The organism is Micromonospora sp. CPM1 (assembly GCF_023896895.1).
GTDB classification, from domain to species: domain Bacteria; phylum Actinomycetota; class Actinomycetes; order Mycobacteriales; family Micromonosporaceae; genus Micromonospora; species Micromonospora tulbaghiae.
The window spans coordinates 1-18,377 of the sequence record NZ_JAMHIU010000007.1; the positions used below are offsets into that span (position 1 = coordinate 1).

An 18,377-nucleotide genomic window follows, 5' to 3' on the forward strand; every position below is an offset into this window, starting at 1 on the left:
GCCCCCCACCCCCCGCCCGACCCCGTTGATCATGAAGTTAGCGGCGGACGGCGTCCGATTTGTCGCCGCCAACTTCATGATCGACGAGGAGGACGGCGGGCGCGGGGGTCAGCCGGCCAGGTGGTTCCAGCGGGGTTCCAGGTCGCTCCAGGTGCCCTGGTCGGCCACCGTGCCGTCGATCAGCACCACCACCCGGTCGGCCCGCACCAGCGCGGCCCGCTTCGCGGTCGAGCCGACCACTGTCACCCCGTGCTCGCGCAGTGCCGCCCACAACGCCAGCTCCGTGCTCACGTCCAGCGCCGACGACACGTCGTCTGCCACCAGCAGTTCGGTACGCGGGGCGAGCGCCCGGGCCAGCGCCAGCCGCTGGAGCTGACCGCCGGAGAGCCGGGTGCCCTTGTGCCCGATCAGCAGCCCGAGCCCGCCCCCGGCGGCGGCCAGGTCGTGTTCGAGCTGGGCGGTCGAGACCGCCCCGGCGGCGTCCACCTGGTGGCCGAGCGCGATGTTGTCGGCCACCGTGCCGGAGAGCACCCGGGGTAGCTGCCCCACGTACCCGACCTGGTTGGGCCGCAGGAACATCTCCGGCTCGGTGACCGGGTCGCCGTTCCAGCGCAGCTCGCCGACGTGGTGCACGATCCCGGCGAGCGCGCGCAGCAGCGACGACTTGCCGGACCCGACCGGGCCGACGACCAGCACCAACTGCCCGCGTTCGACCACCAGGTCGACGTCGCGGACGGCGAGCGTGCCGTCGGAGTGCAGCGCGCCGAAGCCGGACAGCTCCAGGCGGCGCAGCGGGTGCCGGGGCGGCGGCTCGGGCGCGGGCGCGGTGCCGGCGACCAGGTCGAGCCCGGGCACCGGCGCCGCGTACACGGCCTCGCCGGTCATCGCCACCGTCCGCCTGGTCCACACGCGCGCCGACGGGTACTGCGACACCAGCGACGCGGTGGTCCACGCGAACCAGCGGGCCGCGCCCAGGGTGGAGACGGCCACGAGCGTGGCGCCGGCGGACAGCTCACCGGCCAGGTAGAGCGCCCACGCGCCGATCGGCAGCAGGCCACTGGCGACCGACGGGGTGGACCGGGCCCACACCTGCATCGCGATCTCGCGTCGCTGCCGCTCGCTGCGTACCTCGTCCAGCCGGGCGAGGTGGCGCAGCACCGGGCGGGTCGCGCCGGCCAGCTTCACCGTCCGGGCGGCGGACAGCGCGGACACCAGCGCGGTGGCGAACGCGGCGCGCGCCTTCACCGTGCCGGCCGCGGTGCGTTCCAGCCGGGGCCCGAACAGCGTCGCCGCCAGCCCGGAGACCACCATCGTGCCGACGAAGAACAGCGCCGGTACGAGACTGCCGGTCACCAGCGTCATGGTGATCACGATGGTCAGCGAGATGAACTGGTCCATCAGGTTGTCGGCGAGGTGCACCACCCGGTCGGTGTCGCCGCCCTGTGCGACCACCTCGGCCGGGGTGTGCCCGCTGACCCGGCGCGCGCCGGTCTGCCCGTGCACCAGCCGGGCGCTGATCCGCAGCATCTGCCGGATCCACCACTGCGGGAACCACAGGTTCGTCAGGTACGGCAGCGGCAGGACCACGAGCAGCGCCGCCACGATGCCCAGCGCGGGCAGCCACGGGTCGCCGCCGCCGACCAGATCGGCCCAGAGCCAGGGCAGCACCGCACCGTCCATCCCGAGCACCGTCATCACGATGAACAGGGCGACCGAGACCAGGCCGTACCGCGGGTCGTTGGTGCCCAGCCGGAGGATCTCCCGCATGGTCCGCGCGGGGGGCGTGGGCGGCGCGGGTGGCGGGTCGGCGCGCGGCACGGCGGCCGGCCGCGTCGCGGGCGCGGCCGGCGTGGCTGGCGCGTCGTCCCAGGCGGGCGCGTCGAGCAGGTCCACGCCACCGCGCCGGGAGCCCACTCCGGCGTACGCCCCGGCGTGGCTGGTGGCGAGCAGCTCGGCGAAGCGGGCCGACTCGCGCAGCGGACCGGCCTCCAGCACCGCGCCGTCGGCCATCACGACCACCTCGTCGCAGCGGCGCACGGAGGAGAGCCGGTGCGCGATGACGATGCCGATCCGGTCCGTGAGCAGCCGTTCGGTGGCTTCGCGTACCCGGTTCTCGGTGACCGGGTCGAGCCGCGCGGTGGCCTCGTCGAGGATCACCACGTGCGGGTCGCGGACCAGGATGCGGGCGAACGCGACGAGCTGCTCCTGCCCGGCGGAGAGCACGTAGCCGCCGTCGCCGAGCCGGGTGTGCACGCCGTCGGGCAGTTCGGCGATCCAGCCGGCCAGGCCCAGTTCGGTGAGCGCCCGCTCGGCGGCGTCCAGCAGTTCCGGGTCGAACAGCGCCACGTTCTCGGCGAGCGTGCCGGCCAGGATCTCGGTGCGCTGCGGCACCACGGCGATCCACCGGCGCAGTTCCTCCACGTCCAGGTCGACCAGGTCGGTGCCGCCGAGGAAGACGGTGCCGCGGGGCACGTCCACCGCCCGGGTGAGCACCTTGGCCAGCGTCGACTTGCCCGAGCCGGTACGCCCGACGAGCGCGTACGAGCGGCCGCGGACGAAGTCGAGGTGGACGTCGCGCAGCGCCGGCCCGCGCTCGTCCCCGCCGGCCGGGTAGCGGTAGGTGAGCCCGCGCACGGTCAGGTCCCCGTCGACCGGGGTGGCCCCGCCGTCCGGCTCCTGCGGCGACCCGGCGAGCAGCTGCACCCGGCCCCACGCGCCGAACGCCTGTTGCAGGTGCGGCACCCAGCGGGCGATGTGCTCGACCGTCGCGCCGAACGCGATGGCCAGCAGCCAGATCGCGGTCAGCCGCGCGGCGTCGACCCGGCCGGTGGCGAGCGCCCACGCACCGCCCAGCACCACGCCCGCGATGCCGACCCGGACCGCGCCGGCGGCGGCCGCGGTGACCCGGGCGGAGAGCCGGAACACCCGGACGCACCGGGTGATCACCTCGGCCGCACGGCGGGCGTAGAGGCGCAGCACGTACGGCCGGGCGAGGCTGGTGCGCACGTCGTCCTGCCCGTGCACCGCCTCCTCCATCACGGCCGCGAGGTCGGACCACGCCTCCTCCTCGGCCATCCGGGCCGGGGCGATCCGGGCGGTCGGTCGGCGCAGCGTCACCGCGAGCAGCGAGGTGAGCACGATCATGCCGACACCGGCGGGCCACCAGACGATCAGCGCGCTCACCGTCGCGAGGGCGCAGACCGCGAGGCCCTGCGCCAGCCGTACGCCGGTGTTCCGCATCTCGGCGGCGACCTGGTAGACGTCGTTGTCGATCCGGTCGAGCAGTTCGCCGACCGGTGTGGTCTCCAGGGTGGGCAGGTCCTGGCCGAGCGCGACCCGGCAGAGCCGCCGTCGCACGTCGGCCGACCAGTCGGCGGTGAGCCGGGCCATGATCAGGCCGATCAGCAGGTCGGTGACGACAGCGGCGACGAGCGCCACGGCGAGCGCGACGAACCAGCCGGACGAGCGGTGCACCAGCACCGGCCCGGCCAGCGCGGAGGCGGCCGCCTGGCCGGCGGCGCCGAGCACGATCAGCAGCAGGACCGCCGCCATCCGGCGGGGCGCCGTGGCCCAGAGATCTCGGAGCAGGCGCATGGAAGGTCCTCCGGACTCGGATCGGTGGGGGCGGTGCCCTCAGCCTCACCCTTCCGGCGGTCCGGAATCAACCGAATTACCGACCGCTGGTCAGGTGCGGGCGACCCGCCGGACGATGCCGAGCAGCGACTCCTGCACCTCGTCGATCGGCCGCTCCGGCGAGAAGACCAGCCAGTCCACGGCCACCACGAGCCCGACGCCGAACAGCGCCGAGCTGGCGGTACGCACGTCCAGGTCGGCCGGGAGGTCACCGCTGTCCACTCCGGCCTTCACGGTCTCGGCGATCACCGCGATGGCCTCGCCGCGCAGCAGCCGCAGCGTCTGCTGCCACTCCCGGTTGGTCCGCCACATCTCCGAGAGCAGGAGCTGGGCGAAGGCGCGGTAGCGGCGGATGTACTCCAGCTGGGCGCGGACCAGCGCGCCGAGCGCCTCCAGCGGCGGCAGCCCGTCGACGGCGGCCCGGAACTCGGCGGTGAGCAGGCCGATGCCGTGCCGCAGCAGCTCCTCGAACAGGACCGTCTTGGACTCGAAGTTGTAGTAGACGGTCCCCTTCGCCACGCCGGCCCGGGCCGCGATGTCGTCCACGGTGGTGGCCGAGAAGCCCTGCTCGGCGATGAGGTCCACCGCCGCCACGAAGAGGCGCTGGCGGGTGTCCTCGCGCCGGCGTGTCCGTCCGTCCGTCACCGGCTCATCCTCACATGGTCAGTTCGGGGTGCAGCTTGGCCGGGGTCAGCCGCCGGGAGCGGCGGGCCGCGCCGACGGTCAGCGCCATGGCGCCCAGCCCGAACGCGAGCAGCACCAGCGCGCCGGTGACCACGGGTGCGGTCGTACCGCCGTTGATGGTGTGCCGCAGGCCGTCCACCACGTACGTCATCGGCAGCCAGGGGTGGATCGCCTGGAAGAAGCCGGGCGAGGTCTGCACCGGGTAGGTGCCGCCGGACGAGGTGAGCTGGAGCATCAGCAGCGCCAGCGCGGCCAGCCGCCCGGCCGGGCCGAGCGCCACACCGAGCAGTTGCATGATCGCGGTGAACGCCAGCGAGGTGAGGGCGAGCAGCCCGAAGGTGGCGGGGCCGTGCCTCGGGTCGAGCCCGAGCCCGAGCGTCACCACCGTGTAGAGCACCGTGACCTGGGCCAGGCCGATCCCGGCGGCGGGGAGCCACCCGGCGAGCACGACCCGCCAGCCGGGCGCGCCGGACATGACGTGCCGCCGGTTGACCGGCCGCAACAGCATGTAGGTGATCATCGCGCCGACCCAGAGCGCCAGCGACAGGAAGTACGGGGCGAAGCCCACGCCGTACGAGCCGGCCGGGTTCTGCGAGTCGCGGATCAGGCCGACCGGGTCACCGAGGACGCCGGCGCGAGTGGCCGCGTCGTCGTACCCGGGCAGTTTCCGTTCCCCGGCGGCGAGCCCGTCGGCGAGGTCGCCGGCGCCGCCCTCCAGCCGGGTCAGCCCGTCGACCAGGCGGTTGCTGCCGCTGCCGAGCTGGGCCAGGCCGCCGTCGAGCTGGCGGGCGCCGGTGGCGAGCCGGTAGAGGCCGCCGCGCAGCTCGTTCGCGCCGGTCGACGCGTCGCCCAGCCCGTCGCGGAGCTCGGCGCTGCCCTGTGCCAGCGTGGCGAGCCCGCCGGCCAGCTCGTTGACCTTCGCGCGGGCGGAGGCGACGTCGTCGGCCAGGTGCGGCGCGGCGGCGGCCACCTCGCGGGCGGTCTTCGCCACGTCGGTCATCTGCTTGCGCAACGTGGCCATGTCGGTCTTGTCCAGCGCGGCCGCCACGGAGCGGGCCTGCGTGACGGCCCGGTCGGCGGCCTTGCGGGCGGCGGCGAATCCGGGATCGTCGGCCAGTTCGGGGTGTTCCTTCGCGACCGCGTCGAGCCGGTCGCGGACCTCCTCGGCGCTCGCGACCACCTCGGCGGCCTTGCCCGGCAGCGCGTCCAGCCCGGCGGCGAGCTGCTGCGCGCCGTCGGCGACGAGCGTGGCCGCCTTCTCGATCTTGTCGGCGTTGCGGCGCAGCACCGGCTCGTACCTGTCGGCGGCGGCGTTCACGGTGGCCGCCGCGGCCTTGGTCTCGGTAGCGGCGCGCCCGGCGCCGTCGGCGAGCTGGGCGGCGCCGGTGCGCAGCTGGTCGAGGCCCTTGGCGAGCTTGTCCGCGCCCTGGACCGACTGGTTCAGTCCACCGGCGAGCTGCCCGGCGCCGTCCCCGGCGTCACCGAGCCCGTCGGCGAGCTGGTCGGCGCCCCGCTGGGAGCTGCCGAGCCCGTCGGCGATCTTCCCGGCGCCGTCGGCGGCGCGTCCGGTCTCGGCCTTGGCGTCGGTGAAGCCGATCAGCATCTTGTCGAAGTAGCTGGCGGCGGTGCTCTGCGCGGCGGCGGCCCGGATCTCGCTGAACGCCGACCGGGCGAGCAGGCCGGAGAGGTAGTTGGTGGCGTCGTCGTTGACGACCTTCAGCTCGCCCTGCCGGGCCGGGCGGTCCGGTTCCGGGCCGGCGGCGAGCGTGGCGGAGAAGTCCTGCGGGATGGAGAAGACCAGGTGGTAGCGCCCGTCGCGCAGCCCCTTGGTGGCGTCGGCCTGGTCGGTCACGGTCCAGCCGAACACCTTGCGGTCGAGCAGTTCCTCGGTCAGGTCGCGGCCGGCGTGCACCTCGCTGCCGTCACCGGCGGTGGCCGGGCGGTCGGCGTTGACCAGGGCGACCGGGATCCGGTCCATCTTCCCGTAGGGATCCCAGAACGCGTACAGGTAGAGGGCGCCGTAGAGCAGCGGGACGATGGTGAGCACCGCGAGCGCGGCGCGTGGCAGCCGGCCCCGGGTCATCCGGCGCAGCTCGAACAGGGCCAGTCGCAGGACGCTCATGCGGGCACCTCGGCGGGCTCGGCGGGAACGGTCAGGGCGGGAGCGGGCTCGTCGGGAACGGTCAGTGCGGGAACGGGCAGGGCCGGGTCGCCGATGCGGTGCACGGTGGCGGCGACTCCGGGTTCGACGGCGCGGGCGCTGGCGACGACCGCGTACCCCTGGTCGGCGAGGCGTTCCAGCGCGCCCCACATCCACTCCCGCTCGGGGCGGTCGGCGCCGGCGTCCACGTCGTCGGCGACGATCAGGCTGGGGCCGCCGAGGCTGGCCAGCACCAGCCCGAGCACCTGGCGCTCGACCGGGGTGAGGTCGCGGCCGTACCGGTCGGGGTCGAGCGGCGCGTCGGTGAGTCCGGCGCCGGCGATGGCGGCGGCGTAGGCGTCGCGGCGGTAGGCGCGGCGGGCCCGTACCGCGGCGACCGGAACCAGCCGGCGCCGGCGGCGCGGCACCGGGCCGAGCAGCAGCAGGCGTTCGGTGATGTGCTCGGCGACGGTGAGCGTCGGGTCGGGTTCGTGCACGCCCGCCACCTGGCCGAGCGCGGCCGGGCCGCGGCGGCGCAGCTCGCCGTGGTTGTGCGGGAAGCGCCCGGCCAGCGCCAGCAGCAGCGAGGTGCGCCCGCTGCCGGGCGGGCCGGTGACGGCGTGCAGCTCACCGCTCGCGGCGGTGAGGTCGACGTCGCGGTAGACCCAGCCGCGGCGGGTGCGCAGCCCCAGGCCTCTGGCCTCGACGATGTTCATCCCGACCCCGAATTCCGAACTGACTAGTCAGTATAAAAACATGCCCAGCATAGCGTCGGGTGTCCGGTTCGGGGCGTCCGGCGGGAGTGATCCTCAGAACAGCACTGTGGCGAGCGTGCCGACCGGGCGGAAGCCGCAGCGCTCGTAGACCCGGCGGGCGGGCAGGTTGAAGTCGTTGACATAGAGGCTCACAGTGGGCGCGACCCGCTCCAGCGCGTCGCGGACCACGGCGGCCATCGCCGCGGTGGCGATGCCCCGGCCACGCCACTCGGGCGCCACCCAGACGCCCTGCACCTGCGCGGTCCGGCGGGTCACCACTGCGAGCTCGGCCTTGAACACCACCCGCCCGTCGACGAAGCGGGCGTAGGCGCGGCCGGCGCGCACCAGCTCGGTCACCCGCCGCCGGTAGCCGCGCCCGCCGTCCTCGGCCAGCGGCGACACCCCGACCTCCTCGGTGTACATCGCCACCGCCGCCGGGAACAGCAGGTCGACCTCGCTGCCGCGCACCCGCCGCACGTGCGGGTCGGGCCCCACGGCGGGCAGCGCGTCCGTCGCCAGCAACGGCTGGTTCGGGCGTACGTCCCGGGCCGGGCCCCAGTGCGCGGAGAGGCGGTCCCAGAGCCCGAGCACCGCGTCGGCCCGCCCCACGATCGAGGAACAGAGCCGCTCCTCGGCGCTCAACTGGTCGGCGAACGCGGTCACCGCCGACTCGGACGCGAGCACCGGGGTCAGGTTGCCGCCCAGCCAGCAGATCGACTCCAGGTGCCGGCGGGAGCCGTACCCGAGGATCCGCGCCTCGGCCCGCCACCACGCCAGGCCGCGTGCCGCCACCCGCTCGGCGACCTGCGCGCCGGCGTACGGGTCGAGGTCGAGCAGCCGCTCGACCGCGCGGCGCTCCGACTCCCCGAGTTGGCGTACCGGCACCGTGAGCACGGCTACCAGCCTGCCAGATCCACCCCGGCGCGCGCGGGCCGACCGGGCACCTGCCGCACCGCGCTCAGCCGGCCGGCGCCGGCACCGGTTCGGGCGTGGCCGGACGGGTCCGGGCGGCCCATCGCACCACGGGCGGCACCAGCGCGCCGAGCAGCATGAACACCACACCGAGCACCAGCCAGCCGGGCACGCCCCAGCCGATCGCGAGCGTGGTCACCACCACCGGGGCGACCATCGAGCCGAGCTGCATGCCCATCCCGTACGCGCCCTGGTACTGCCCGTGCGCGTGCGCCGGGGCCAGGCCGAAGGAGATGCCCCAGCCGGCCGCCGCGTGCCACAGCTCGCCCACGACGTGCACCAGCGCGCCGCCCAGCAGCAGCGGCACCGCCGCCGCGACCGGTACGCCGCCACCGGCCGCGAACAGCGCGCAGGCGACCGCGAGCAGGACACCCGCCCGGCGGGCGGCCCGGCCCGCGCCGGTCAGGTCCTCGGTGCCCCGCGAGGCGCGGACCTGGAACAGGATCACCACCACCGTGTTGACGAGCAGGCAGGCGGAGATGAGCCAGTTCGGCGCCGTGGTGTGCCCGGCGATCCAGAGCGGCAGGGCGATGTTGATCAGCGAGAAGTGCATGGACATGAGCCCGTCCAGCACGGTGAAGGCGAGGAACGGGCGGTCCCGCAGCGCGATCAGCCGTGGCCCGTGCGCCGGGGCGGGCATCGGCGGCACCGGCGGGAGCCGCAGCAGCACCGCCGCCGCCAGCACGTACGTGGCGGCGTCGAGCAGGATCAGCGTGACGTACGCGCCGCGGGTGTCGGCGGCGAGCGCGAACCCGGCCAGCACCGTGCCCACCGAGATGCCGACGTTGGTGACCGCGCGCAGGTAGGCGCGGGTGCGTACCCGCTGGTCGGGCGGGACGGCACCGGCGATCAGCGCGCCCCGGGCGCCACGGGTGCCCGCGTCGGCGACCGCCATCAGCACGCCGACGACCAGGAAGCCGGTGAACGAGCGCACCGCCACCAGGGCGGCCGTGCACCCGGCCGAGGCGAGCAGCGCGGCCATCTGGAGCCCGCGCGGCCCGAGGCGGTCGGCGAGGTAGCCCATCGGCGTGCTCGCCACCAGGCTGACCAGCGCGGTGAGCGTGAGCGCCACGCCGACCTGGGTGACCGACAGCCCGACCGACCGGGTGAGGAACAGCGCGCTGGCGGTGAGCCAGGTGCCCCGCCCGACGGTGTTGACGAGCGTGGAGAGGGCGAGGGTCCGGGACGGGCCCGGTTCGGGAAGCAGGCGCACACCGGCACCCTAGCAAGACGTACGTACGGTTTTCAGCCCCGTTTACGTGACGTCTTGTCGGCGATGCATTGCCGATATATCGTTGATGCATCAGCGATGCCACGACGGAAGGAGAACCGATGGGTTTCCATCGACGCATGCACGCCATGCACGACGAGATGCGCCGCCGCGGCGGCTTCGGCTTCCCGCCCGTACCCCCGGGTCCGCCGCCCTTCTCCCCCGGACCGCACGGTCACGGGCGGGGCCGGGGCGGGCGCGGACGCGGCCGGCGGCCCAACGTGCGCGGCGCCGTGCTGGCCCTGCTCACCGAGCGGCCGATGCACGGCTACGAGATGATCCAGGAGATCGACTCCCGTACCGGCGGGGCCTGGCGGCCCAGCCCCGGCTCGATCTACCCGACGCTGCAACTGCTGGAGGACGAGGGGCTCATCGCGACCGCCCCCGACTCCGAGGGCGGACGCAAGCGGTTCGCGCTGACCGAGGCGGGCCAGGCCGAGGCGACCGGCGCGGCGCAGACCCCGCCCTGGGCCGAGTTCGCCGAGCAGACGGTCAACAGCTGGCACGACATCCGCGACGCCGGCGCCCAGGCCATGCAGGCGCTGCGGCAGGTGATGACCACCGGCACCGACGACCAGCGCGCCCGGGCCGCCCAGGTGCTCGACGAGACCCGGCGCAAGCTCTACGCCATCCTCGCCGAGTCCGAGTGAGCACCGCCGCCGCGACGGCACGCCGGCCGGACGACGACCGGCGTGCCGTCAGGCGCGGCGCGCGGTGACGAGCAGGTACTCCCAGCGCATCACGCCGCCGTCCAGGTGCCGGGCCGCCAGGTCGGTCAGCGCGCGGTCGAGACCGGCCGTGCGCTCCGGATCGCCCGCGTTCGCCCGGTAGACCGCCACAGTCGGTCCGTAGTGGGTGGCGAAGAAGTCCCGGAACTGTCCGGGCGTGGCGAACCGGTCCACCACCACGACGTCGCGCCCCAGCGTGAGCGCGTCGACCCGGTCGCCGAACAACTCCCGGACGTGGTTCTCGTCGCCCCAGAGCGGGGGCGGCTGCGCACCCGGCGGCGGTGGCGGCGCATACGGCCGCATGGCCGCGAACAACTGGCCCACGAAGCCCTCCGGGGTCCAGTTGACCAGGCCGATCGTGCCCCCCGGCCGGCACACCCGCAGCACCTCGTCGGCGGCCGCCCGGTGCCGGGGCGCGAACATCACGCCCACACAGGACAGCACCGCGTCGAACGCGGCGTCCGCGTACGGCAGCGCCTCCGCGTCCGCCTCCTCCCAGGTCAGCGCCAAGCCCTCCCGCTCGGCCTCCGCCCGCCCGATCGCCAGCAACTCCGGGGTGAGGTCGCCGGCCACCACCTCCGCACCGGCCCGGGCCGCCGGCAGAGCCGCGTTGCCGGTCCCGGCCGCCACGTCCAGCACCCGCATGCCCGGCGCCACCCCCGCGGCCCGCACCAGCGTCGCCCCCAGCTCCGGGATCACCTGCGCGGCCACGGCGGCGTAGTCGCCCATCGCCCACATCGCGCGGTGCCGGGCCTTCACCGCGGCGTCCTGTTCCCGTTCCTCGATCATTCGTCGCTCCTCACCTGTCGTCCCTGCACAGGACGCTAGGCAGCGGACGACCCCACCCCCAGTACGAGATCTGTACCGCTCCCGACAGGCCGCTGGCCGGGTCGGCGGGCCGGGCGTAGCGTGCCCGCCATGGGGGCCTCCTACCACCAGTTCTGCCCCGTGGCGAAGGCCATGGAACTGCTCGACGAGCGGTGGACGCTGCTCGTGGTCCGGGAGCTGGTCAGCGGCTCGGAACGCTTCAACGACCTGCGCCGGGGCCTGCCCCGGATGTCGCCCACGCTGCTGTCCCGCCGGCTGCACCAGCTCGTCCGCGCCGGAGTGGTGGAGCGGCGGGTCGACGGCGCCGACGTGCGCTACGTCCCGACCGCCGCCGGACGCGAGCTGCGGCCCGTGCTGGAGGCGCTCGGCGCCTGGGGCGTGCGCTGGATCGGTGAGCTGGGCGACGCCGACCTGGACCCGAAGCTGCTGCTGTGGGACATGCACCGGCACGTCGACCACGACGCGGTTCCGCCGGGGCGTACCGTCGTGCGGTTCCGCTTCCGGGACGTGCCGGCGGCGCAGCGCGACTGGTGGATGGTGATCGCCGCCGGCGAAGCCGACGTCTGCGACATCGACCCCGGGCACGACGTGACGGTGACCGTCACGGCGGACCTGCGCGCCCTGGTCCAGGTCTGGATGGGCGACCTGGAGTGGGCCCTGGCGCTGCGCGGCGGCGCGGTGGAGGTGACCGGACCGGAGGCGCTGCGGCGCGCCGCGCCGGGCTGGTTCACCCTCTCCCCCTTCGCGGCCGTGCCCCGGCCCTGAGACGGCGCGTGCGGCCGCCCCCTGCCGGGAACGGCCGCACGGCGACGCGGAGAACAGATCAGTGCACGGTGACTGTGGCGCCACCCGGCACCAGGTCGCGCAGCTCCTCGGGGATCTCGGCGCCCATCTCGTCGGCGATGCGCAGCGCCTCCTCGATCAGCGTCTCCACGATCTGCGCCTCCGGCACTGTCTTGACGACCTTGCCCTTGACGAAGATCTGGCCCTTGCCGTTGCCGGAGGCCACACCCAGGTCGGCTTCGCGGGCCTCACCCGGGCCGTTCACCACGCAGCCCATGACCGCGACGCGCAGCGGCACCGGCAGGCCCTCCAGCCCGGCGGTGACCTCCTCGGCCAGCTTGTAGACGTCGACCTGCGCCCGGCCGCAGGACGGGCAGGAGACGATCTCCAGGCCACGCTCGCGCAGGCCCAGTGACTCCAGGATCGCGGCGCCGACCTTGATCTCCTCGACCGGCGGGGCGGACAGCGAGACCCGGATGGTGTCGCCGATCCCCTCGGCCAGCAGCGCGCCGAACGCCACCGCCGACTTGATCGTGCCCTGGAACGCCGGGCCCGCCTCGGTGACGCCCAGGTGCAGCGGGTAGTCGCACTTCTCGGCCAGCAGCCGGTACGCGCGGATCATCACCACCGGGTCGTTGTGCTTGACCGAGATCTTGATGTCCCGGAAGCCGTGCTCCTCGAACAGCGAGCACTCCCACAGCGCCGACTCCACCAGCGCCTCGGCGGTGGCCTTGCCGTACTTGGCCAGCAGGCGCTTGTCCAGCGAACCCGCGTTGACGCCGATCCGGATCGGCACGCCCGCGTCGCCGGCGGCCCGCGCGATCTCCTTGACCTTGTCGTCGAACTGCCGGATGTTGCCCGGGTTCACCCGCACCGCGGCGCAGCCGGCGTCGATCGCCGCGAAGACGTACTTCGGCTGGAAGTGGATGTCCGCGATCACCGGGATCTGCGACTTCTTGGCGATCGCGGGCAGCGCCTCCACGTCGTCCTGCGACGGCACGGCGACCCGGACGATCTGGCAGCCGGACGCGGTCAGCTCGGCGATCTGCTGGAGCGTGGCGTTGACGTCGGCGGTGAGGGTGGTGGTCATGGACTGCACCGAGACCGGCGCGCCCCCACCGACCGGCACCGAACCGACCATGATCTGGCGGCTGGCCCGGCGCGGGGCCAGCGGCGGCGGCGGTACGGGGGGCATACCGAGACTGACAGCGGTCACTTCAGGCACTCACCTTGAGAAGAGCGTGATGGGGTTGATGACATCAGCGGTGACGGTGAGCAGCGTGAACGCGCCACCGATCAGGATCACCGCGTACGTGACGGGCATGAGTTTGAGGTAGTCGACGCGGCCGGGATCGGCGCGGCCGATGCGCGCGTAGAGCCAGGAGCGCGCCCGTTCGAACCAGGCGATGGCGATGTGGCCGCCGTCCAGCGGGAGCAGCGGCAGCAGGTTGAACACGCCGATGAAGAAGTTCAGCGACACGAACAGCATGAAGAACACCAGCCAGGCGTTGTTCTCCACGGCCTCGCCGCCGAGCCGGCTGGCGCCGACCACGCTGATCGGGGTGTCCACGTCGCGCTCGCCGCCGGTGATCGCGTTCCACAGCGCGGGCACCTTCTGCGGGATGCGCTGCATTGCGTGCGCGGTCTGCACGGCCATGGTGCCGGTGAAGTCGGCGGTCGCGCCGAACGCGGCGACCGGGCCGTACTCGACCCGGGTCGGGGTGGTGGGCGAGAGCGCCACGCCGAGCGCGGACACCGCCGAGGTGGCGCCCTTCGGGTCGCCCAGCGGCGGACGCTGCACCGAGGCCAGGTCGACCCGCGCCTCGTCCGGCTTGCCGTCGCGCACGAAGGCGACGGTGGCCGTACCGGGCGGGGTGGCGCGGACCACGTCGAGCATGTCGCCCCAGGTGGAGACCGGCTTGCCGTTCACCGCGGTGATCCGGTCGCCGTCCTTGAGCTGGGCCTTCTCGGCCGGGCTGGCCGGGTCGCCGGACTCGCAGGCGCGGGCCGCGTTCTCCACCACCACGCACGGCGCGATGGCGATCACCGCCGGCTCGGCCCGGAAGCCGGCCTCGGTGCTGGGGAACTTCGGGTTCGGCAGCCCGACCGACACCGCGATGATCCAGAGCGCGATCAGGGCCAGGGCGAAGTGGGTGATCGAGCCTGCGGACATCACGATCGTCCGCTTCCACACCGGGTAGCGCCACATCGCACGCTTCTCGTCCCCCGGCTCGACGTCGTCGTCCTGTGGGGTCATGCCGACGATCTTGCAGAAGCCGCCGAGCGGGATGCCCTTGATGCCGTACTCGGTCTCGCCCCGCTTGAACGACCACAGCGTCGGGCCGAAGCCGACGAAGTAGCGCGTGACCTTCATCCCGAACGCCTTGGCGGTCAGCATGTGCCCCGCCTCGTGCAGGCTCACCGAGATGAGGATCGCCAGGGCGAACAGCACCACCCCGAGCAGATAGCTCATCGAGCTCCTTCCACCGACCCGACGATGATCTCCTGGGCGTGCGCCCGTGCCCACGACTCGGCGGCGAGCACGTCCTCGACGGTACCTGGTTCGTCGAAATCGGGAGCGTCCTCCAGCACCCGCTGGAGGGTGTCGACGATGCCGAGGAACGGCAGCCGGCCCGCGACGAACGCGGCCACGCACTCCTCGTTCGCCGCGTTGTAGATCGCCGGGCGGCAGCGCCCGGCCTCGCCCGCCGCCTTGGCCAGCGCGACCGCCGGGAACGCGGCGTCGTCGAGCGGGAAGAACTCCCAGGTGTGTGCAGTGGTCCAGTCCACAGCCGCGGCGGCGCCGGGCACGCGGTCCGGCCAGCCGATGCCCAGCGCGATCGGCAGCCGCATGTCCGGCGGGCTGGCCTGGGCGAGCGTGGAACCGTCGGTGAACTCGACCATCGAGTGGATCACCGACTGCGGGTGGACCATCACCTCGATGTCGGCGTACGGCACGTCGAACAGCTCGTGCGCCTCGATCACCTCCAGCGCCTTGTTGACCATCGTGGCGGAGTTGATCGTGACGACCGGGCCCATGTTCCAGGTGGGGTGCGCCAGCGCCTGCTCCGGCGTGACGGCGGTCAGCTCGTCGCGCCGCCGCCCCCGGAACGGGCCGCCGCTGGCGGTGACCACCAGCCGCCGCACCTCGCCCCGGGCGCCGCCGCGCAGGCACTGCGCCAGCGCCGAGTGCTCACTGTCAACAGGAACGATCTGGCTATGACCCGGGTGCCGCGACAGCGCGGCCTTGACCAAGGGGCCGCCGGCCACGAGAGACTCCTTGTTGGCGAGCGCGAGGGTACGCCCGGCGTGCAGCGCGGCCAGCGTCGGCGGCAGGCCCAGCGAGCCGACGACCCCGTTGAGCACCACGTCGCACGGCCACTGCGCCAGCTCGGTCATCGCGTCCGGCCCGGCCACGATCTTGGGCAGCTTGAAGTCACCGCTGGCCCAGCCGCGCATGCTCGCCTCGGCGTAGAACGCGAGCTGGAGATCCTGCGCGGCGGACGCGCGGGCCACACCGACCGCGTCCACGCCCAGCTCCAGCGCCTGCGCGGCGAGCAACTCCACGTTGCCGCCACCCGCGCCGAGGGCCACCACCTTGAAGCGGTCCGGGTTGCGCTTGACGATGTCGATGGCCTGGGTGCCGATCGAGCCGGTCGAACCGAGCAGCACGAGATCTCGGGGAGTGGTCACCGGACCATTGTTCCCCAGCGCCTCACCCCGGTTCGTCCCGGAGTGCCCGCCGACATGATCGACTCCACTTCGCCGAGGTGGCGGCATCAAGGTTGCCGCGATGCCACCACTTCGGCGATCCGGTGTCGATCACGCCTGCGGCGCCGCCTCGTGAGGCTACGAGGGCGCGATCGTTCCGTCGGGCGCGGTGAGGTGCTCCAGGTGCCCCAAGGGCAGATGCGAGGGCTGCCACTCCAGGAACAGCGCGGTGGCGTCGTCGTCGAGCTGGTCCTGCTGGTAGGCGAGGACGGCGCGCACCAGCCGGCGCATCGTCTCCGGGCTGGGCAGCCGCTCGTTGAGGGAACGCTCGACGAAGTCGACGAGCCGGTCCAGCCCGAACCGTTCCCCGTCGTCGCCCCGGGCGTCGGTGATGCCGTCGGTGTAGGCGAGGATGCGGTCGCCCGGGTGCAGCGCCTCCTCGTGCGCCCGCGGGCGCCGCGTCGACAGGTTGCCCAGCCCGAGCGGCAGCGCGGTCGGTCCGGGCAGTGCCCGGACGGCCTTGCCGTCCCGCAGCAGCATGGCGCCGGGGTGGCCGGCGTTGATGATCCGCAGCACGCCGGTCCGCCGGTCGAGTTCGGCGAGCAGCGCGGTCGCGAACAGGCCGGGGTGTTCGGAGCGGACCCACCTGTCGATGCTGATCGCCGTGTCGACCAGGTCGAGACCGGTGCGCCGGGCGTTGCGGTACGCACTGACCACGAGCGAGGCCATCGCGCTCGCCTTGATCCCGTGCCCGCAGGTGTCGAAGAGCCCGACGCTGAGCACGTCACCGTTGAGCGCGTAGTCGAAGATGTCCCCGCCGACGTCGTAACACGGTTCGAGGATGGCGGTGATCACCAGTTCGTCCGTCGCGAAGGTCAGCGGCGGCAGCAGCCCCCACACGGTCTCGGCGGCGACCTGCATCGGCAGGCGACGGCGGATCCGTTCCACGACGTCGCCGTAGAGCCGGCGGTTCACCAGGACCTGAGCGACGGCGACCGCCACCTCCCAGGCCGGCCGGTCCAGCGCGGGGTCGCCGGCGCGCGACGACACGATCTCCAGCGCCCCCAGCCGTTCGCAGCCGAGCAGCAGGGGCACCCAGAGCCGGTCCGGGCGGTCGGGAGCGCGCTGCACCTGGAGGCCGGTGAACGCCCGGCCGGCCAGCGTCGTCTCGATCGTGAGCTCGTCCCGAGGCGCGCCCGCGCCGACCAGGGGTACGAGCGAGGACTGCGTGTAGTCGGCCAGGTAGATCACGATGTCGGTGGCCCCGATGGCGGGCGCGACCCGGTTCACCAGGAGCGACAGGTCGTCCGGGCCGCCCCGGGCGGCGTGGAGGTGCAGCCAACGCGCTGCGTCGCCACCGTCGACCATCCGTGCCTCCCCCGTGTCCCCACCACCGTAGGAGGCCGAGGGCGAACTGCCAACGGCACGGCTCAGGCGGGGCGCTCCAGGACGAAGGTCTCCAGTTCGACCCCGCCGTACCAGTCGGTGCGCACGCCCGCGTGCGTCATGCCGAGGCGCCGGGCCACCGCCATCGACGGGTCGTTCCCGGCCATCACCACCGCGTACACCCTCGGGGTGCCGGTGGCGAACTCGCGTTCCAGCACCGCGCGGGCCGCCTCGGTGGCGTAGCCGCGGCCCTGGGCGTCGGGGTGCAGGTGCCAGCCGACCTCGATGTCGTCGGTCAGGGTGACGCCGTCGCGACCGGGTAGCGGCTTGAGCAGGATGCTCCCCGCCACCGGCCCGCCGTCGCGCGGCTCGATCGCCCACAGGCCCCAGCGGCCGGCGTACGGCGCCCAGCGCTCCCGCCACATCCGGACCCGTTCACGCGCCTCGGACGGGTCGGTCATCCGCCCCTTGCCGCCGCCCAGCCAGCGCATCACCTCGTCCCGGGAGTAGATGTCGTAGACCCGGGCGAGGTCGTCGGGCGACTCGGTCCAGTCCCGTAGCACCAGCCGGTCGGTCGTGGCGATCGTCATGCCGCCGGATCGTAATGCGTGGCGCGGGGTCGTACGGGGAACGAGAGGGCGATGGGCGACGGGTGGGAGCGGACGAAGCGGATCACGGCTGCGGCGTTCCGGCCGGTCCGCGGCCGGGACCTGTCGCTGCACGCCGCCGCGATCACCTTCTACGGCGCGATCGCCGTGGTGCCGGTGGCGCTGCTGGCGATCTGGCTGACCGGGCTGCTCGCCGGGGCGGACCGGGTACGGCGGCTGACCGGGTACGCCATCGACACGCTGCCCACCGAGATCGGCGCGCACCGGGCGGCGGCGGCGCTGGTCGAGGCCGGGCTGGGACTGACCCCGCTGCTGGCACTGGCCTCGCTGCTGCCGGCCTCCCTCTACGGCGAGGGACTGCGCCGCGCCTTCGTCTCGGTGGCCGAGCCGCGCGCCGAGTCCGGCGCGCTGGTGGGCTGGCGGGGCCGCCTGCTGCTGCTCCCGCTGCTGGCGCCGGCGCCGGTGCTGCTGCTGTCGATCCTGCTGGGGCTGCCGATGACCACCCGCCTGGTGCGCCAGGGCGGCTGGATCGGCGCGCTCGGCGTGGTGCTGTCGTTTTTCGCGGTGTGGCTGGTGCTCACGCCGGTGCTGATCTGGGTGTTCCGGGTGGTCGGCCCGGCCTCCCCGGACTGGCTCGCCACAGTCGTCCTGGGCTCGTTCACGGCGGCGAACCTGTCCGGCTTCGTGCACGGCTTCGTGCTGTTCTGCTCGCTGCCGCTGGACCTGGGCGTGCCGTTCGGCGGGTTCGACGAGATCGGCGGCGGCGTGGCGGTGCTGCTCTGGCTGTACCTGTTCCACGTGATCGTGCTGTCCGGCTACTCGGCCACGCTGGCGGCGAGCCGGTGGCGGGCCACCCGGGAGGCGGCCCGCGCCTGACGG

General features: G+C 73.9%; 15 protein-coding genes. 3 read left to right on the forward strand and 12 right to left on the reverse strand.

What is annotated here, in order from left to right; translation table 11 throughout:
* Nucleotides 1-108 precede the first annotated feature (108 nt).
* The 6 genes from M8C11_RS10275 to M8C11_RS10300 all read right to left on the reverse strand — a co-directional run bounded on the left by M8C11_RS10275 (nucleotide 109) and on the right by M8C11_RS10300 (nucleotide 9,397).
* A complete protein-coding gene (locus tag M8C11_RS10275) occupies nucleotides 109-3,594 on the reverse strand; it encodes an ABC transporter ATP-binding protein (RefSeq protein WP_252449383.1) in 3,486 nt (1,161 codons plus the stop codon).
* 90 nt (nucleotides 3,595-3,684) lie between these two features.
* Nucleotides 3,685-4,278 (reverse strand): TetR/AcrR family transcriptional regulator, encoded by a 594-nt coding sequence (locus M8C11_RS10280; RefSeq protein ID WP_128137142.1) that lies wholly within the window; start codon nucleotides 4,276-4,278, stop codon nucleotides 3,685-3,687.
* 10 nt (nucleotides 4,279-4,288) lie between these two features.
* Nucleotides 4,289-6,439, reverse strand: coding sequence for a YhgE/Pip family protein (locus M8C11_RS10285; protein ID WP_252449384.1), 2,151 nt, complete (start codon nucleotides 6,437-6,439; stop codon nucleotides 4,289-4,291).
* Nucleotides 6,436-7,173 (reverse strand): ATP-binding cassette domain-containing protein, encoded by a 738-nt coding sequence (locus tag M8C11_RS10290; protein WP_252449385.1) that lies wholly within the window; start codon nucleotides 7,171-7,173, stop codon nucleotides 6,436-6,438. Before M8C11_RS10290 ends, M8C11_RS10285 begins: the two co-directional genes overlap by 4 nt.
* A 93-nt stretch (nucleotides 7,174-7,266) precedes the next feature.
* Nucleotides 7,267-8,106, reverse strand: a complete 840-nt coding sequence (locus tag M8C11_RS10295) for a DUF4081 domain-containing GNAT family N-acetyltransferase (protein WP_252449386.1) — start codon at nucleotides 8,104-8,106, stop codon at nucleotides 7,267-7,269.
* Between the two features lie 64 nt (nucleotides 8,107-8,170).
* Nucleotides 8,171-9,397, reverse strand: coding sequence for an MFS transporter (locus tag M8C11_RS10300; protein ID WP_120571144.1), 1,227 nt, complete (start codon nucleotides 9,395-9,397; stop codon nucleotides 8,171-8,173).
* A gap of 119 nt (nucleotides 9,398-9,516) precedes the next feature.
* Here M8C11_RS10300 and M8C11_RS10305 point away from each other — a divergent pair, with 119 nt between their 5' ends.
* Nucleotides 9,517-10,104 (forward strand): PadR family transcriptional regulator, encoded by a 588-nt coding sequence (locus M8C11_RS10305; protein ID WP_252449387.1) that lies wholly within the window; start codon nucleotides 9,517-9,519, stop codon nucleotides 10,102-10,104.
* A 48-nt stretch (nucleotides 10,105-10,152) separates the two neighbouring features.
* Here M8C11_RS10305 and M8C11_RS10310 read toward each other — a convergent pair whose 3' ends face one another.
* Nucleotides 10,153-10,971, reverse strand: coding sequence for a class I SAM-dependent methyltransferase (locus M8C11_RS10310; RefSeq protein WP_252449388.1), 819 nt, complete (start codon nucleotides 10,969-10,971; stop codon nucleotides 10,153-10,155).
* 129 nt (nucleotides 10,972-11,100) lie between these two features.
* On the opposite strand from M8C11_RS10310, the gene M8C11_RS10315 reads away from it, so the two are divergent.
* Complete coding sequence (locus tag M8C11_RS10315) at nucleotides 11,101-11,775, forward strand: helix-turn-helix domain-containing protein (RefSeq protein ID WP_252449389.1); 675 nt, start codon at nucleotides 11,101-11,103, stop codon at nucleotides 11,773-11,775.
* 58 nt (nucleotides 11,776-11,833) lie between these two features.
* Here M8C11_RS10315 and ispG read toward each other — a convergent pair whose 3' ends face one another.
* The 5 genes from ispG to M8C11_RS10340 form a co-directional block, all read right to left on the reverse strand.
* On the reverse strand, nucleotides 11,834-13,009 hold the full coding sequence (gene ispG, locus M8C11_RS10320) for a flavodoxin-dependent (E)-4-hydroxy-3-methylbut-2-enyl-diphosphate synthase (protein WP_030504228.1): 1,176 nt from the start codon (nucleotides 13,007-13,009) through the stop codon (nucleotides 11,834-11,836).
* A gap of 9 nt (nucleotides 13,010-13,018) precedes the next feature.
* The gene (locus M8C11_RS10325) at nucleotides 13,019-14,266 is read right to left on the reverse strand and encodes an RIP metalloprotease (RefSeq protein WP_121685507.1); all 1,248 of its coding nucleotides are present in this window, start codon (nucleotides 14,264-14,266) and stop codon (nucleotides 13,019-13,021) included.
* Entirely contained in the window at nucleotides 14,263-15,486 is a 1,224-nt protein-coding gene (gene dxr, locus M8C11_RS10330; RefSeq protein ID WP_252449390.1) for a 1-deoxy-D-xylulose-5-phosphate reductoisomerase, read from the reverse strand. The genes M8C11_RS10325 and dxr overlap by 4 nt, the downstream gene beginning before the upstream one ends.
* Before the next feature lie 156 nt (nucleotides 15,487-15,642).
* Nucleotides 15,643-16,872, reverse strand: a complete 1,230-nt coding sequence (locus M8C11_RS10335) for a PP2C family protein-serine/threonine phosphatase (protein WP_135243782.1) — start codon at nucleotides 16,870-16,872, stop codon at nucleotides 15,643-15,645.
* Between the two features lie 62 nt (nucleotides 16,873-16,934).
* Entirely contained in the window at nucleotides 16,935-17,480 is a 546-nt protein-coding gene (locus M8C11_RS10340) for a GNAT family N-acetyltransferase (protein WP_252449391.1), read from the reverse strand.
* Between the two features lie 51 nt (nucleotides 17,481-17,531).
* Here M8C11_RS10340 and M8C11_RS10345 point away from each other — a divergent pair, with 51 nt between their 5' ends.
* Nucleotides 17,532-18,374, forward strand: a complete 843-nt coding sequence (locus M8C11_RS10345) for a YhjD/YihY/BrkB family envelope integrity protein (protein ID WP_252449392.1) — start codon at nucleotides 17,532-17,534, stop codon at nucleotides 18,372-18,374.
* Nucleotides 18,375-18,377 lie beyond the last annotated feature (3 nt).